The 15,453-nt window shown below is 43.8% G+C and carries 16 protein-coding genes; 9 read left to right on the top strand and 7 right to left on the bottom strand.

The features are described from left to right. Window positions 1-24: 24 nt before the first annotated feature. Both nudB and aspS read right to left on the bottom strand, forming a co-directional pair. On the bottom strand, window positions 25-459 hold the full coding sequence (gene nudB, locus H0913_RS09035) for a dihydroneopterin triphosphate diphosphatase (RefSeq protein WP_154603905.1): 435 nt from the start codon (window positions 457-459) through the stop codon (window positions 25-27). Next, entirely contained in the window at window positions 459-2,228 is a 1,770-nt protein-coding gene (aspS, locus tag H0913_RS09030) for an aspartate--tRNA ligase (RefSeq protein ID WP_154603906.1), read from the bottom strand. Before aspS ends, nudB begins: the two co-directional genes overlap by 1 nt. A gap of 352 nt (window positions 2,229-2,580) precedes the next feature. Between aspS and H0913_RS09025 the strand changes: the two genes are divergently transcribed. The 5 genes from H0913_RS09025 to cmoB all read left to right on the top strand — a co-directional run bounded on the left by H0913_RS09025 (window position 2,581) and on the right by cmoB (window position 5,732). Then, window positions 2,581-2,919, top strand: coding sequence for a DUF4377 domain-containing protein (locus H0913_RS09025; RefSeq protein ID WP_132495863.1), 339 nt, complete (start codon window positions 2,581-2,583; stop codon window positions 2,917-2,919). A gap of 72 nt (window positions 2,920-2,991) precedes the next feature. After that, window positions 2,992-3,396 carry an NUDIX hydrolase gene (locus tag H0913_RS09020; RefSeq protein WP_181478595.1) on the top strand — a complete coding sequence of 135 codons (405 nt, stop codon included), beginning with the start codon at window positions 2,992-2,994 and terminating at the stop codon, window positions 3,394-3,396. Window positions 3,397-3,501: 105 nt separating this feature from the next. Further along, the gene (locus H0913_RS09015) at window positions 3,502-3,900 is read left to right on the top strand and encodes an MAPEG family protein (RefSeq protein ID WP_154603908.1); all 399 of its coding nucleotides are present in this window, start codon (window positions 3,502-3,504) and stop codon (window positions 3,898-3,900) included. A gap of 108 nt (window positions 3,901-4,008) precedes the next feature. Then, on the top strand, window positions 4,009-4,761 hold the full coding sequence (gene cmoA, locus H0913_RS09010) for a carboxy-S-adenosyl-L-methionine synthase CmoA (protein WP_036948300.1): 753 nt from the start codon (window positions 4,009-4,011) through the stop codon (window positions 4,759-4,761). Continuing rightward, entirely contained in the window at window positions 4,761-5,732 is a 972-nt protein-coding gene (gene cmoB, locus H0913_RS09005) for a tRNA 5-methoxyuridine(34)/uridine 5-oxyacetic acid(34) synthase CmoB (protein ID WP_154603909.1), read from the top strand. The genes cmoA and cmoB overlap by 1 nt, the downstream gene beginning before the upstream one ends. Window positions 5,733-5,833: 101 nt before the next feature. On the opposite strand, the gene H0913_RS09000 is transcribed toward cmoB, so the two are convergent. The 3 genes from H0913_RS09000 to H0913_RS08990 form a co-directional block, all read right to left on the bottom strand. Further along, window positions 5,834-6,262, bottom strand: coding sequence for a hypothetical protein (locus tag H0913_RS09000; RefSeq protein WP_154638208.1), 429 nt, complete (start codon window positions 6,260-6,262; stop codon window positions 5,834-5,836). A 300-nt stretch (window positions 6,263-6,562) separates the two neighbouring features. Next, on the bottom strand, window positions 6,563-7,324 hold the full coding sequence (gene cutC / locus H0913_RS08995) for a copper homeostasis protein CutC (protein WP_154603911.1): 762 nt from the start codon (window positions 7,322-7,324) through the stop codon (window positions 6,563-6,565). 177 nt (window positions 7,325-7,501) lie between these two features. Further along, window positions 7,502-8,056, bottom strand: coding sequence for a VOC family protein (locus tag H0913_RS08990; RefSeq protein ID WP_154603912.1), 555 nt, complete (start codon window positions 8,054-8,056; stop codon window positions 7,502-7,504). 175 nt (window positions 8,057-8,231) lie between these two features. Between H0913_RS08990 and argS the strand changes: the two genes are divergently transcribed. The 3 genes from argS to amtB all read left to right on the top strand — a co-directional run bounded on the left by argS (window position 8,232) and on the right by amtB (window position 11,857). After that, window positions 8,232-9,962, top strand: a complete 1,731-nt coding sequence (gene argS / locus H0913_RS08985) for an arginine--tRNA ligase (RefSeq protein ID WP_036954545.1) — start codon at window positions 8,232-8,234, stop codon at window positions 9,960-9,962. A 251-nt stretch (window positions 9,963-10,213) separates the two neighbouring features. Continuing rightward, complete coding sequence (locus H0913_RS08980) at window positions 10,214-10,552, top strand: P-II family nitrogen regulator (protein WP_036954549.1); 339 nt, start codon at window positions 10,214-10,216, stop codon at window positions 10,550-10,552. A gap of 12 nt (window positions 10,553-10,564) precedes the next feature. Beyond that, window positions 10,565-11,857: an ammonium transporter AmtB gene (amtB, locus tag H0913_RS08975; protein ID WP_181478593.1), complete on the top strand. Its 1,293-nt coding sequence runs from the start codon at window positions 10,565-10,567 to the stop codon at window positions 11,855-11,857. Window positions 11,858-11,926: 69 nt separating this feature from the next. Here the strand turns inward: amtB and murJ are convergent, their stop codons facing one another. Then, window positions 11,927-13,465, bottom strand: coding sequence for a murein biosynthesis integral membrane protein MurJ (gene murJ / locus H0913_RS08970; protein WP_154638210.1), 1,539 nt, complete (start codon window positions 13,463-13,465; stop codon window positions 11,927-11,929). Between the two features lie 78 nt (window positions 13,466-13,543). Further along, window positions 13,544-14,131, bottom strand: a complete 588-nt coding sequence (gene rimJ, locus H0913_RS08965) for a ribosomal protein S5-alanine N-acetyltransferase (RefSeq protein ID WP_154626691.1) — start codon at window positions 14,129-14,131, stop codon at window positions 13,544-13,546. 256 nt (window positions 14,132-14,387) lie between these two features. On the opposite strand from rimJ, the gene H0913_RS08960 reads away from it, so the two are divergent. Continuing rightward, window positions 14,388-15,410 carry an alpha/beta hydrolase family protein gene (locus H0913_RS08960; protein WP_181478591.1) on the top strand — a complete coding sequence of 341 codons (1,023 nt, stop codon included), beginning with the start codon at window positions 14,388-14,390 and terminating at the stop codon, window positions 15,408-15,410. Window positions 15,411-15,453 lie beyond the last annotated feature (43 nt).

Here is a 15,453-nt window from a genome sequence, read left to right as displayed (position 1 = left end):
TCTCCAAAAACGTCAATAAAATAATTAAACAGCAAATTCTAAAATAGCCTGGCTGTTGCTCCACGATTTTGTCAGTTCAGCCGCCTTTTGCGGTTCAAGCCAACAAAACTCAGTGTGTTCAGTCAGTAATGGCGTTTGTTCATCACTCAGCACCAATTTAAACCAATGTTCTTTACAGTGGGTTACATCCGGTGCGTAACGATGTCTGAAATGCGAGAAAATTTCAAAGATGATACTTTTCGACAAATCATGTAACTGACTTGGTTGCGGGTTAAACCCCGTCTCTTCTTTGATTTCGCGAAGCGCTGCATCCGCAGCACTGTTTTCATGAAGTTCCAAACTTCCGGTCACTGATTGCCAGAAGTCTGGATCATCTTTACGCCGCATCATAAGCACCCGCCCCGTGTTTTCAGCCACCATAATGACTAATACCGATTCTGGGCGCTTATAACTTTTCATTACTCTTCTTCTTTCGCCACAACTGCAATCGCTAACTCAGTCAGCGAATCTGGGTTTGCATAGCTTGGCGCATTGGTCATTAAACATGCCGCTGCAGTCGTTTTCGGGAAGGCAATAACATCACGGATGTTATCAGTTCCAGTTAACAGCATCACTAAGCGGTCTAAACCAAATGCCAAACCTGCATGTGGTGGCGTACCATATTTCAGTGCATCTAACAGGAAGCCGAACTTCTCACGCTGTTCTTCTTCATTGATACCTAAAATACCGAATACGGTTTGTTGCATTTCACTACGGTGAATACGGACAGAACCGCCACCCACTTCGTAACCATTGATAACCATATCGTAGGCATTCGCAACAGCATCTTCAGGGTTCTTCGCCAGATCTTCCGGTGTGAAATCTTTCGGTGAAGTGAATGGGTGGTGCATTGCGGTTAAGCCGCCTTCGCCATTTTCTTCAAACATTGGGAAATCGATAACCCACAGTGGCTGCCAGCTATTTAAGTTGGTCAATTCGAAGTCACGACCCACTTTCAGGCGTAATGCGCCCATGGAGTCAGTCACCACATTTTTCGCACCCGCACCAAACAGGATAATATCGCCATCGGCTGCGCCAGTACGTTCAATAATTTGTTCGATAATTTCTAAGCTTAGGAATTTCGCAACTGGGCTTTGAATGCCTTCTAAGCCTTTCGCGCGTTCGTTGATTTTCATCCACGCTAAGCCTTTCGCACCATAGATGCCCACAAAATTGCCGTATTCGTCAATTTGTTTACGGGTCATTGCTGCGCCGCCTGGCACTTTCAGGGCTGCAACACGACCTTTAGGATCATTTGCTGGGCCCGCAAATACTGCAAATTCAACATCTTTAACGATATCAGCAACATCAACCAGTTCCATTGGGTTACGCAGGTCTGGTTTATCTGAACCGTAACGACGCATCGCTTCTGCGAAGGTCATGATTGGAAAATCACCTAAATCAACACCTTTCACGTCAAGCCACAGGTTGCGGATCATACGCTCCATCACTTCGCGAACTTGTTCCGCGCTCATGAACGAGGTTTCCACATCGATTTGGGTAAATTCAGGTTGACGGTCAGCTCGTAAATCTTCGTCACGGAAGCATTTTACGATTTGATAATAACGGTCAAAACCAGACATCATCAGCAGCTGTTTGAATAGCTGAGGGGATTGTGGCAATGCGTAGAATTTGCCTTTATGAACACGGCTTGGTACTAAGTAGTCACGCGCACCTTCTGGCGTCGCTTTAGTTAGCATTGGCGTTTCAACGTCCATAAAGCCTTCTTTGTCCATAAAGTTACGAACAAAGCTGGTGATTTTCGCGCGAGTACGCAGACGGTCTGACATCTCCGGACGGCGTAAATCTAAATAGCGGTATTTTAAACGACGCTCTTCCGTGTTGGTTTGATTGCTGTCTAACGGCAGAGGTTCAGATTTGTTAAAGACTTCCAGACCTTCAGCAAAGATTTCAATTTCACCCGTTGCCATATCTTTGTTTTTCTGGCTATCTGGACGCGCACGTACTGTACCTGTGATTTGGATGCAGAACTCGTTACGCAGTTCTGACGCTTTCTCAAATATGTCTTTACGCTCTGGATCGAAGAAAACTTGAACGATACCTTCACGATCACGCATATCGATAAAAATCAAACCACCTAAGTCACGACGGCGGTTTACCCATCCACAAAGAGTGACCTTCTGGCCTTCATGAGCGATATTTAATTGCCCACAATAATTAGTACGCATACTCTATCCTTTTACTCAGCTTGTTGTGCTTTTGCTTGCTGCGGGAATTTGGCATTTAGCTGAAAATTCAGAATGTCAAAAAAGGCAGACATTATATAGGAAATTCTGTTAGACAAACAGTTTGCTATACAGCTTAACTGCGAAATTGATACAAAAAAACCATCTCCAATCAATAAAAATGGTTCTTATCTATCAAAACGATCGTAACTAATCTAAGAAAAGTTGCTCATCTAATTGATGATTAAAATCTGATTGTTTGTTAGATCATAATTTTTTTGGGAATAATTACCCGTTTCATTTTGCTATAATTACTCATATTCAGACACTTTTGCCTGAAACTAGAGGAACCTTTATGAAAAAAATTCTACTCGCATCATCCCTTCTTGTTCTGCTTGCAGGATGCCAAAACGGAAATAATACCAATACGATGAAGCCCACCAACAGCAACAATAAAATCTTTTATATCGACTCCTCTCTGGCTGACTGTGTCGGCGTTGCACCGATGAAATGCATGAAAATTAAAGAAAAGCCAACTGATGATTGGCAATATTTTTACTCATCCATTCAAGGATTCAGCTATGAACCGGGCTATAACTACGTGCTAGAGGTGCAACAGTTTGATGTGCCTAACCCACCCGCTGATGCCCCAAGCATCCGTTATGAGTTAGTCAAAGTTATCGAGAAAAAATAATGTCGGCGCAGGTGTAAAATCACCTGCTCTTTTCTGTGAGTCACGACAAACGACAACGCGTTAAGGCTAAAAATGAGCACTAAAATCATTGATAAATTAGGTTTAATTACCATTCAGAATGGCAAAGTTGCCATGGTTCGTTCCCATAATAAAACCCTATTTTATATTCCTGGCGGGAAACGTGAGCAAGGTGAAACTGACCAACAGGCGCTTGCTCGCGAAATCGATGAGGAGCTCACATTAACCTTGCACCCTGAATCCATCCGTTTCTACGGAGAATTCACCGGATTGGCTGATGGCAAACAAGATGGCACTCAGGTTTGTATCCGTTGTTACCAAGCCGATTATGACGGCATTCCTCAACCCGCGGCTGAAATTGCTGAATTAGCGTGGCTAGATTCCAATGATGCAGACCGCTGCTCTATCACTGCGATTGCTGTCTTGGCACAACTCAAAGCGGATAATCTCATTAAGTAATTCAAAAATGAATTATCAATAGCGATATATTTCTATTTGTAGATTTACTGATTAGGTTTTAAAATTTAGAAAATTTAATTTATCTCCACAGAGGTAGAGTAAAAAATGGTCAGTTCTTTATACGCTGTACTAGGAGCCTTACTGATACTGAGACTATCACTCAATGTCGTAAAGCTAAGAAATCAGTACCGTGTGTCTGTTGGCGATGGTGGGTTTTCTGAATTGCAAACCGCTATCCGTGTGCATGGCAATGCCATCGAGTACATTCCAATTTCATTAATTTTATTACTGTTAATGGAAATGAATGGCGCCAAAGTTTGGATGATCCATGTTTGTGGCATTCTGCTGATTGCAAGCCGCATGCTCCACTCTTACGGTTTAAAAAACCATGACTATTCACAACGCCGAATGGGAATGATGGGGACTTATCTGGCTCTCGCCTTGATGGTCATCGCCAATGCCTATTACCTGCCTTGGGTACAAATGGTGTCGTTCTCCTTTTAATTTCCTTAGCTTCTGTGCGGATTGTTTTTCAGGTTATGTTGTTTTCAGGTCATATGCCTTTCTGCTACAATCCGCCACTACTTTTGTTCTGCTAATTAATACAAGTCTATGTCAAGTCAGGATCCAAACCATAAAGACAGCCTTTTCTCCGCACCGATCGCCAATTTAGGTGACTGGAAGTTTGATGAAAAAGTGGCTGAAGTTTTCCCCGATATGATCCAACGTTCCGTACCGGGTTACTCCAATATCATCACCATGATTGGGATGCTAGCGGGTCGTTTTGTGACACCAAATAGTCAAGTCTATGATCTGGGTTGTTCCCTTGGTGCCGCCACCCTGTCTGTTCGTCGAAATATTTCAGTAGAAAACTGTAAAATCATTTCTGTCGATAATTCACCCGCTATGGTCGAACGCTGCCGCCGTCATATTGATGCGTATAAAGCACAAACGCCTGTCGAGGTTATCGAAGGAGATATTCGCGATATTCATATTGAAAACGCGTCCATGGTTATCCTTAACTTCACATTGCAGTTTTTAAATCCCGATGACCGCGAAAAATTGCTCACTAAAATTTACCAAGGGTTGCTACCCGGTGGCATTTTAGTGTTATCTGAGAAATTTAATTTTGAAGATAAGCAAATTGGTGAGTTGTTATTTAACATGCACCATGATTTCAAACGCGCCAACGGGTATAGCGAACTCGAAATCAGCCAAAAACGCAGCATGCTCGAAAATGTCATGCTCACCGACTCTGTTGAAGCGCATAAAGCTCGCTTAAAACGCGTCGGATTCACACATTGTGAAGTCTGGTTCCAGTGTTTTAACTTCGGTTCATTATTAGCATTAAAAGAGGGGCAGTAATGATCGATTTCGGTCGTTTTTATCAACAAATTGCCGTTGGCCCTCTTAGCCATTGGTTAGAAACCCTGCCCGCTCAACTGGCGGCATGGAAAAAAGAAGGTCTACACGGTGGGTTCTCTTCATGGGAGAAAATGTTAGATAACCTGCCAGTGATGACGCCGACCCAGTTAGATATTAAAAATAGCGTTACTGCGACGCGCGACCCAGAATTAACCGAAGGCGAAACTCGCCGTTTAAACAATATCTTAGGGCAGTTGAAACCATGGCGTAAAGGGCCATTTTCCCTATATGGCGTCAATATCGATACCGAATGGCGTTCAGATTGGAAATGGGATCGCGTTCTGCCACATATTTCCCCATTAAAAGGCCGCCATGTGTTAGATGTAGGCTGCGGAAGTGGCTACCACATGTGGCGTATGCTGGGCGAAGAAGCGGAGTTTGTCGTCGGTATCGATCCTACCGAACTGTTTTTATGCCAATTTGAAGCCGTTAGAAAACTGTTAGGTGATGACCAACGCGCACATTTACTGCCGCTCGGTATCGAACAACTGCCAGCATTAAAAGCCTTTGATACCGTATTCTCTATGGGCGTTCTGTATCATCGTCGCTCCCCACTCGACCATTTATGGCAGTTAAAAGACCAACTCGTCAGTGAAGGTGAGTTAGTGTTGGAAAGTTTGGTGATTGAAGGTGATGAATTCCAATGCCTGATCCCCGGCGATCGCTATGCACAAATGCGCAACGTTTACTTTATTCCTTCCGCCAAAATGCTCAAAGTGTGGTTAGAGAAATGTGGTTTTGTCGACGTACGCATTGTTGACCAAGCCGTGACTTCGTTAGACGAACAGCGCCGTACAGAGTGGATGCCAACGGATTCATTAGCAGAATTTTTAGACCCTAATGATCAAACCAAAACCATCGAAGGGTATCCAGCCCCTCTACGTGCGATTTTAGTGGCGAAAAAACCGTAATCTTGTCAGGCGACAATTCTCACCGGCCGTACATAACAAAACCCCCAAAAGTTTATCGACAACTCACGGGGGTTTTTATTTTTGTGCCACAAAAATAACGACTACAAATTATTCATTAAATACTCTTCAACAGCTTTTGCGTCATTAGCCGAATCAAAGTCCATGCCTAATGATAGCGTGCCATCTTTTAACCCAATCGCTCTAGGCTTGGTATAGGAATAGGTAATGTTTTTGATTTTCTCACCGACTGACTGTTTTGCGAGTTCAGAGTGTTCACAGACATTGGCTATTCCCTTGAGCATCTCTTTGCTATAACCATCGATACCAATGGTTTCGAGTTGCTCTTTTGAAAAGGTTGCCCAATCAAAGTTCGCTTTAATGTCTGACCCACAGGTTTTATTTAATGCAGAGATTTGAGAGGAAACTTCCGTTTCATACTTTTGGTGCTTCTCTTTTTCAGCTAATGAAAAAGCAAACGAGGAAGTTGTGATGAGCAAAAGTGATGACGTTAATACAATTTTTTTCAGCATGATTTTTTCCTTAAAATTCATTCAGCGGTTTTTAGTTTTTACTCAGTTCAAAAATCTAACAACAAAGGGAGGTATTTAACCTCCCTTAGACCATTGACAAACCCATCAGGTTTGGAAATGGCTCTTTTGGGGTTGTAAAATTAACAAGGAAAATCAATTCATTGATTTTCGCCTGATAACACAAAGAGGGAAAAACCACGCTTTTATCCCTCTTTGTTATCAACCTCAGGGAGGTATTTAACCTCCCTATCTTAACTCTCCCTATCACAAATTCAGTCAGTCCTATTCCGAATTTATGATTTATGCAGGCACTTTTTCCGTTATAGAAATAAAGTCCATCATCGCTTCCACCGTTGGTCCATCCACACAGTAGTGCGTGAACTCATCGGTTTCACTGTTTGAAGCCATGGTTACACCCGCTTTGCGGTAATTCATACTGGAAGGAACGGTTTTCCCTGCGGAGCTGTGCACTTCCGTTAGACCAATTTCCATAAACTTGGTCATATTCGCCAACCGAACCCCCGCGCCAGCCATAATGATTGGACCATTCATTTCACGGCTTTTTTCGTGCAACTCTTTCAGTAGTGGTAAACCTAATTCAGCACTTTGTTGCTGACCGGATGTTAAAATACGTGCCACCCCAAGGTTTTTAAGTTGCTCTAATGCCAGTAACGGATTGATACACATATCAAAAGCACGATGGAAAGTAATCTCCATTCCATTCGCAATTTCCATTAAGGTCTGCATCCGTTCGATATCAATGCGCCCTTCTGTATCTAAGATCCCCACCACTGCGCCAGGAAACCCCATCTCCTTGATCATCTGTAAATCCTCACGGATCACATCAAATTCACTCACGTTATAGCAAAAATCACCACCACGAGGACGAATAATGGGATGAACAGGAATATGAAGTTTCTCTCTCGCCAGTTTTAAATAGCCGTAGCTTGGTGTTAGCCCCCCATCTGCTGCCCCCGAACAGAGCTCAATGCGATTTGCACCATATTCTTGCGCGACTTCGGCGCACTCTATACCAAAACAGCAAATTTCCAGTTTCGCCATGAAGTTCTCCAAAATGGTCATAAGCTCAGTAGAATATGAGCTGAAAATTGAGGGTCAAAACGTGCTTTTTATTAGGCATTCAACTAACTATGCCACTTTTTGTTAAATGTTATCTGCGTGATATCACACCATTTAGAGTTGGCTCTAAATAATGATCAATAACGTTAATTGCATCACTTATTTTTCGCTTTCAACGATGTTTCTAAGGGAAAATGGGTGATATTTGAGAGTAATTAAGCCGTTTGTCACGGCCAAAGTCGGATTTGGTAGTCTTTCTTGCTGACCTTTAGGTTGACTCACTTTATAGGAGTATCCTTCCGGTAACGTATCCGGTAATAAACGACGCGCTGTCTCTTCCAATAATTCGGGCGCGACCTCAATGACCATTTCAATATGTTCCCAGCTCTCTTGAGGATAAGTTTTATCTTTAGGAAAAGGGAGCTCAATAATATAGACATCCTGCCCAGCGATTTGAATGGGCTTTTTCAGATCATAAAGACGAATTGGGCGACCGTTAATCAGGTTATCAGAAAGTAATTCAGCGCATTGTAATAGGCCGTCATGCCAACGCTCAGCAGTTTCCTGATGGTGGCAACGCACGGAAATATGGTCAATCACATAATCGGTCAAGGAAAGATTGAGAGAGTGCGCCATCGCCGCAACCTTTTGATCAAAGTCAGGTAGGTCGCACCATAGATCATTTAACTGAGGAATTTTATCGAAATCTAGCATTAACATGACTCTATAAATAGAAAACAAAGATAATAAAAAGTGAAACAAGCGCCAGACTGTAGCACGACTCCCCCAAAATATGGTATAAAACCTGCCGTTTTTTCTCTTCCACCTTTTAGTTACGCCCACGAAATGGCACAATGCGGTAACTATGTTCGTTATTTAAGGTAATCCGGTGAATATTCAGGCTATTCTTTCAGATAAAATCAGTGCTGCAATGCTAGCAGCGGGAGCTCCAGAAGGCTGTGACGCCCTTGTTCGTCAATCAGCTAAAGCGCAATTTGGTGACTATCAGGCTAACGGCGTGATGGGAGCTGCGAAAAAAATGGGCCTGCCTCCCCGACAACTGGCCGAGCAAATTGTTAGCCAATTAGATCTCGAAGGTATCGCATCAAAAATTGAAATCGCCGGTCCCGGTTTCATCAACATTTTTATCGACCCAACATGGATTGCGACTCACGCGGAAAACGCGCTGACCAGCGACCGTTTAGGCCTAGCACCTGTTAAAGCCGAAACCATCGTGATTGACTACTCGGCGCCTAACGTTGCGAAACAGATGCACGTTGGTCATTTACGCTCCACCATTATTGGTGATGCTGCGGCACGTACCCAAGAATTTATCGGTCACAAAGTGATCCGCGCTAACCACGTGGGCGACTGGGGCACACAATTCGGGATGCTAATTGCTTACTTAGAAAAAGTGCAAAATGAAGATGCTAGCGACATGGCACTTTCAGATCTCGAAGAATTCTACCGCGAAGCGAAAAAACATTACGACGAAGATGAAGACTTTGCCGTTCGTGCTCGTGGTTACGTTGTGAAATTACAATCTGGTGATGAATACTGCCGCAAAATGTGGCGTAAACTGGTTGATATCACCATGCAACAAAACCAAGAAACCTATCGCCGTTTAAACGTCACGTTGACGGAAGACGATGTGATGGGTGAAAGCCTGTATAACAGCATGCTGCCAGGCATCGTTGCTGACCTAAAAGCCAAAGGTTTAGCCGTAGAAAGTGAAGGCGCAACCGTCGTTTTCCTTGATGAATTCAAGAACAAAGAAGGCGAACCGATGGGCGTTATCGTCCAGAAGAAAGATGGCGGTTTCCTGTACACCACCACCGACATCGCCTGTGCAAAATACCGTTATGAAACCTTGCATGCGGATCGCTCCTTGTATTACATCGACTCCCGCCAGCATCAACATTTAATGCAAGCTTGGACTATTGTCCGTAAAGCGGGTTATATCCCAGAATCCATGGCGCTTGAGCACCATATGTTCGGCATGATGTTAGGAAAAGATGGTAAGCCATTCAAAACCCGTTCAGGCGGTACTGTTCGCCTATCCGACCTGTTAGATGAAGCCGTTGAACGTGCTCAAACGCTGATCCGTGAGAAAAACCCGGATATGGCAGAAGAGGAATTGCTGAATCTTGCAAATGTCGTGGGTATCGGCGCGGTTAAATATGCAGATCTGTCTAAAAACCGTACCACTGACTACATTTTCGATTGGGACAATATGTTAGCTTTTGAAGGTAACACCGCGCCATATATGCAATATGCCTATACCCGCGTTGCCTCTATCTTCAAAAAAGCAGACATTACCGAAGCGGATTTAACGCTGCCAATCGTATTAGAAGCACCACACGAAATGGCATTGGCAACACGATTAATGCAGTTTGAAGAGACTATCTTAACGGTTGCGCGTGAAGGGACGCCACACGTTATGTGTGCGTATCTGTATGACTTAGCGGGTCTGTTCTCTAGTTTCTACGAACATTGCCCTATTTTGTCCGCAGACACCGATGCACAGCGTCAAAGCCGTTTAAAACTGGCCTTATTAACGCAAAAAACGTTAAAAGCAGGTCTGGATACGTTAGGTATCGAAACCGTCGAAAGAATGTAGTTTTATTCTTTTGTTTAAAGCCCACTTCGGTGGGCTTTTTACTATCCAGCTTCCATTCTCTATTTTTCATCTTCTTGCCTGCACTATTTTTGAGCAACTTTTTGTAACCGATAGTCAGTTTGCACTTATTTGGTGAGCAACCTCTCATTATTTCCCTCATTTCAATCCATTACACCCTAAAAACAAAAATTTAACATTTGGCACGATGCTTGCTTTATCTCTTTTGCCTTTTCAAAAAGACAGGGGGATTTATGAAGTACATCATCGCAATTATTAAACCGTTCAAATTAGAAGATGTTCGTGAAGCACTCACTGAATTAGGAATACAAGGGATGACCATCTGTGAAGTCAAAGGTTATGGCAGACAGAAAGGTCACGCGGAACTTTACCGTGGTGCCGAATATGAAGTGAGTTTTCTACCCAAAACCAAAATGGAAATCGCTATCAGTGATGACCTACTGGAACCCGCTCTCGATGCGATTATTCGTACCGCAGATACGGGGAAAGTGGGCGATGGAAAGCTGTTTGTTTTTGAACTTCTACAAGCCGTTCGCATTCGTACCAGCGAATCCGGCGATGACGCACTCTAAGGGAGATAAAGGATGAGACGATTATGGTTACCTGCCGCACTCTTCGCCTTAAGTTATTTCGCACTTCCCGCCTATGCGTCGGAAGTGAATGTCGTTGATAAAGCGGATAATGCTTTTATGTTGATCTGCACGGCGTTGGTATTTTTTATGACCATCCCCGGCATTGCACTGTTTTATGGCGGATTATTACGCAGCAAAAACGTGTTGTCGCTGATCACCCAAGTCATGCTGATTTTTAGTGTGGTGATTATTCTTTGGTTTGTCTTTGGTTACAGCCTCGCCTTCACCGCAGGAAATAAAATCTTTGGGAATGGCTCTTTAACGTTTCTAAGCGCGATGTCCATCGACGATTTATCAGGTTCCATTAATCGGTATATCCATGTTGCCTTCCAAGGCTCATTTGCGGTTATTACCCTCGCATTAATTGTCGGAGCACTAGGGGAGCGCGTGCGTTTCTCTGCACTCCTGATTTTTACCGTGATTTGGTTTACTTTCTCCTATGTGCCTATCGCACATATGGTATGGGCTGAAGGCGGATGGCTGGCCGATGATGGCGCTCTCGATTTTGCAGGCGGCACCGTGGTGCACATTAATGCCGCTGTCGCTGCACTGGTCGGCGCCTATTTGCTGGGTAAACGCAGTGATTACAGCCAAGTGGTGCTCAAGCCCCATAACTTACCTATGGTCTTTATGGGTACCGCAGTCCTGTACATTGGGTGGTTTGGCTTTAACGCAGGTTCCGCAGGCAGTGCCAATAATGTTGCCGCATTGGCGTTTATTAACACGGTGATTGCAACAGCTGGTGCTATCCTTTCATGGACATTCACGGAATGGTTATTGCGAGGAAAACCTTCGATGCTCGGAAGCTGCTCCGGTTGTATCTCTGGATTAGTCGCTATCACGCCAGCAGCAGGTACTGTTGGTCCTATTGGTGCGCTTGTTATTGGTATTGTCGGGGGAATTATTGGGCTTTGGGGTGTTGTCGTCTTAAAGCGTTGGTTAAAAGCCGATGATGTGTGCGATGTTTTTGGTATCCATGGTACCTGCGGTATTGTTGGTTGCGTACTCACAGGCGTATTTACCTCGACGCTGTTTGGGGGTCTCGGTTATCGTGACAACGTCACTTTACCCCACCAAGTCTTTGTTCAGCTTGAAAGTATTGTGGTCACCATTGTTTGGTCGGGTGTTGTGGCATTTATCGCCTTTAAACTGGCGGATAAGCTAGTTGGTCTGCGGGTTTCCCCAGAAGAAGAGTGCGATGGGTTGGACCTTACCACTCATGGCGAGCGCGCTTATCATCCGTAATTGTCTACTCCCCCTCGATTGAGGGGGGAGTTTGTTCGATGTAAAGCTAATACAGATGGGGATTAAGAACTACGCAATACTGCGCTTCATAAAGTCACGCGGGCGGAAGCCTAACACATACAGCGCCACAAAGTAGCTACCAGCTCCCACAATCACTACACCCATCAAGCGTAACATACGCATCAGCATATTGCCGTCTTGCCACGGTGGCATAAAGTGCAGCACACCAAATAGCACCACGACCATCACCGCCAAGGCAACAAACAATTTAACGAGGAAACCACGCCAGCCCGCTAGCGGTTGGAAAATATCTTGCTTGCGTAATTGCCAATACAGAACACCCGCGTTAAAACACGCCGCCAGCCCAATAGACAGCGCTAAACCAGCATGTTGTAGAGGTCCAATAAAGGCTAAGTTCATTAACTGAGTCAGGATCAAAGTGACTATCGCAATTCTGACCGGAGTACGAATATCTTGGCGAGAATAGAAGCCTGGTGCCAAGATTTTCACTAAGATCATTCCCGTTAACCCCACACAATAGGCCATTAATGCATACTGAGTCATCAAGGAGTCGTGAGCGGTAAATTTGTCATATTGGAAAAGTGAAACCGTTAAAGCTTCAGACAGTATCGCTAGCCCTACCGCACATGGCAGTGCCAGTAACAAACATAAACGTAATCCCCAATCCATTAAATGGCGATATTCTTGGTGATTTCCGCTAGTAAAACTTTTAGAGAGTGATGGTAGCAGGATGGTACCCAGCGCGACGCCAAGCACCCCTGAAGGTAACTCCATTAAGCGGTCTGCATAATACATCCATGATACCGAACCGGATTGCAGGAACGAAGCGAAAATCGTGTTGATAATCAATGAAATTTGCGCGACGGAAACCCCGATAATTGCTGGGCCCATCATCTTCATCACTCGCCAAACGCCGCTATTGTGGAACGATAAACGCGGTAACACCAACATACCGATTTTCTTTAAATGCGGTAATTGGTAACCCAATTGCAGCACACCACCCACAAGAACAGCCCAAGCCAGAGACATAATCGGCGGGTCAAAATACGGCGCAGCAAACGCCGCAAAGAAAATCATACTGACGTTTAATAGCGTCGGTGCAAACGCCGGTACCGAAAAGCGGTTCCACGTATTAAGGATCGCACCCGCTAATGATGCCAATGAGATCAAGAAAATATAGGGGAACGTCACACGCAATAAATCTGTTGTTAGCGCAAACTTATCTGCATCCGTGGTAAAACCCGGTGCCGTCACATAAATGACCCACGGCGCAGCAAACATGCCGACAACCGTCACAATCGCTAATGCTAACGTAAGCATTCCCGAAATATAGGCCACAAACGTACGAGTAGCTTCTTCACCTTGCTGGTTTTTATATTCGGCAAGAATGGGAACAAATGCTTGAGAAAATGCCCCTTCCGCAAAAATTCGGCGTAATAAGTTAGGGAGTTTGAAGGCGACAAAGAAGGCATCGGAAGCCGCTCCTGCCCCAAAGACACGGGCAATAATGGCGTCACGAATGAAGCCTAAAACCCGTGACATCATCGTCATCGAGCTGACTGCCGCTAAAGATTTTAATAAATTCATGATTGCTAGACTAAAAGAAGACAATCGCAGCAGTTTAACAGCGGATGGCAAGACTGACTACGATTGTAGAGTAAATGTTTAGGCTTTAGTCGACTTCCATTCATTGTCGGTTAATGCCGTTAAGACGTGGTCGCGCCATTCTCCATTTATTTCGAGATACTGCTTCGCATAACCTTCACGTTCAAAACCAAGGCGAGTGAGCAAACTTCCGCTGCGCATATTATGGGGCATATAGTTTGCCATGATGCGATGCATGCCTTGGTGTTTTTGCATATAGCGAATGATTTGGGTTAAGGCTTCATACATCAGCCCTTGCCCCTGCCATTTTTCACCCAGCGAGTAGCCCAGATAGCACGCGTGGAATGAGCCACGTAAAATGTTGCTAAAGTTCGCGACGCCAATCACTTCGTTTTCATCTTTATCCAATAAAAGGAAATGAAACGCGCTGCCTTGGCGATGCATTTCGCTCATGGCATGTAGGCGATTATTCCAGCCTGAAGGATTAAAATGGGAGCTATCACGGGTGGGTTCCCATGGCGTCAGGAATTCTTTGTTTAAGCTGTAATAATCTGCAAGTCGGTAATTATCTCGCTCATAGGCTAAACGGATAATCATTCTGTCAGTCATTAGACGCACTTTGGGTTCATTTGAACGATAACCAAACATCGTTAGCCCTTAATTAGTAGTGTTACCAGTCTTACTTTCGATGCTTGAATTATAACTTAAATTTATCACTTAACTAATTCAATTCTCTCTATAATTAAGTCATTTTTTGAGCGGTTGGTTTTGTTTTATTTCATGTGTCCGTAAAAAACACACGATTGATGTTTACAGATAAACCCTAGATACTCCTATTTCGTGCTTTTGACCTTAAGCTAGAGCATTAGAAATACATAAACTAATAATACTTCAGGAACCTCCGATGTCCCGATTATATTTCGCTTTAATCTTGACCTTATTCTCTCATTCCGTCATTGCACAGATTTCATCGTCCGTTGGATTCAAAAATATCACTATCGATAAAGACAGCGAAAGACCGCTAAATGTTGCTATCTGGTACCCCACTCCTCCCAATAACAACTCAATAAAAGTCAGTGATAATGCTGCTTTTTACGGAATAGATGTTATAAATGATGGATCACCCTCTGATATTAAATCTCCATTAGTTATTCTTTCTCATGGCTATGCGGGAAGTTGGAATAACTTAAGTTGGCTAGCGAGCGAGCTTGTTAATAAAGGGTATATCGTTGCCGCCCCTAACCATCCGGGTACAACAACATTTAATCTAGACAGCCAGCAAGCCAAACAACTGTGGGAACGTCCCAGAGATCTCAGCCGAGTTATCGATTACTTAACGTTAGACCCTTTATTTAAGAAGCGCATCGATAACAACAATATTATTGCTATCGGGCATTCTTTAGGTGGTTGGACAGTCGTTGCTTTAGCGGGTGGATGGTTTGATACCCAGCTATTTCAAGAAGATTGTATTGAACACGCCATCCTAGCCGCTTGCAAATTATCATCAACTTTAGACCTGAATAATCCTGCATTAAATAACAACATGGCAGACCCTAGGATCACCACCGTTATATCCTTAGATGCCGGTTTATTAAGAGGATTTTCTCAAGAAAGCTTGGCGAAAATTCAAACTCCCACATTGATTATTGCAGCTGGTATCGATATTGGTGATATGCCCGCTAAATTAGAGTCAGGTTACTTACATAAATATATCCCCAAAAATACGTCATCTTATATTGTGATCCCTGACACTATGCATTTTAGCTTTATGCAATTATGTAAACCTGGTGCAGTTGCCTTATTGGATGCAGAGTATGCTGGCGAAGGGATTATTTGTAAGGATGGAAACAAGAGAGATAGAAGTGAAGTACATAAAGAAATGACCGAGCTTATTTCTAAATTTATGATAAACAACATGCGTAAATAGGTGTTGGAGCTGGTGTCAAGCCTTTGTAGCACGCCATAGGTGT

Origin of the sequence: Providencia rettgeri (assembly GCF_013702265.1) — a bacterium.
GTDB lineage: Bacteria > Pseudomonadota > Gammaproteobacteria > Enterobacterales > Enterobacteriaceae > Providencia > Providencia zhijiangensis.
Note: the sequence above shows the minus strand (reverse complement) of the source record. Positions and strands in the feature narration are given on the sequence as shown.

Coding starts and splice junctions, on each gene's coding strand:
- nudB (WP_154603905.1), bottom strand. CDS start 459: ATGAAAAGTTATAAGCGCCCAGAATCGGTATTAGTCATTATGGTGGCT.
- rimJ (WP_154626691.1), bottom strand. CDS start 14,131: ATGTTTGGTTATCGTTCAAATGAACCCAAAGTGCGTCTAATGACTGAC.
- cutC (WP_154603911.1), bottom strand. CDS start 7,324: ATGGCGAAACTGGAAATTTGCTGTTTTGGTATAGAGTGCGCCGAAGTC.
- H0913_RS08960 (WP_181478591.1), top strand. CDS start 14,388: ATGTCCCGATTATATTTCGCTTTAATCTTGACCTTATTCTCTCATTCC.
- H0913_RS09025 (WP_132495863.1), top strand. CDS start 2,581: ATGAAAAAAATTCTACTCGCATCATCCCTTCTTGTTCTGCTTGCAGGA.
- aspS (WP_154603906.1), bottom strand. CDS start 2,228: ATGCGTACTAATTATTGTGGGCAATTAAATATCGCTCATGAAGGCCAG.
- H0913_RS09020 (WP_181478595.1), top strand. CDS start 2,992: ATGAGCACTAAAATCATTGATAAATTAGGTTTAATTACCATTCAGAAT.
- cmoB (WP_154603909.1), top strand. CDS start 4,761: ATGATCGATTTCGGTCGTTTTTATCAACAAATTGCCGTTGGCCCTCTT.
- H0913_RS08990 (WP_154603912.1), bottom strand. CDS start 8,056: ATGCTAGATTTCGATAAAATTCCTCAGTTAAATGATCTATGGTGCGAC.
- amtB (WP_181478593.1), top strand. CDS start 10,565: ATGAGACGATTATGGTTACCTGCCGCACTCTTCGCCTTAAGTTATTTC.
- H0913_RS08980 (WP_036954549.1), top strand. CDS start 10,214: ATGAAGTACATCATCGCAATTATTAAACCGTTCAAATTAGAAGATGTT.
- H0913_RS09015 (WP_154603908.1), top strand. CDS start 3,502: ATGGTCAGTTCTTTATACGCTGTACTAGGAGCCTTACTGATACTGAGA.
- cmoA (WP_036948300.1), top strand. CDS start 4,009: ATGTCAAGTCAGGATCCAAACCATAAAGACAGCCTTTTCTCCGCACCG.
- H0913_RS09000 (WP_154638208.1), bottom strand. CDS start 6,262: ATGCTGAAAAAAATTGTATTAACGTCATCACTTTTGCTCATCACAACT.
- murJ (WP_154638210.1), bottom strand. CDS start 13,465: ATGAATTTATTAAAATCTTTAGCGGCAGTCAGCTCGATGACGATGATG.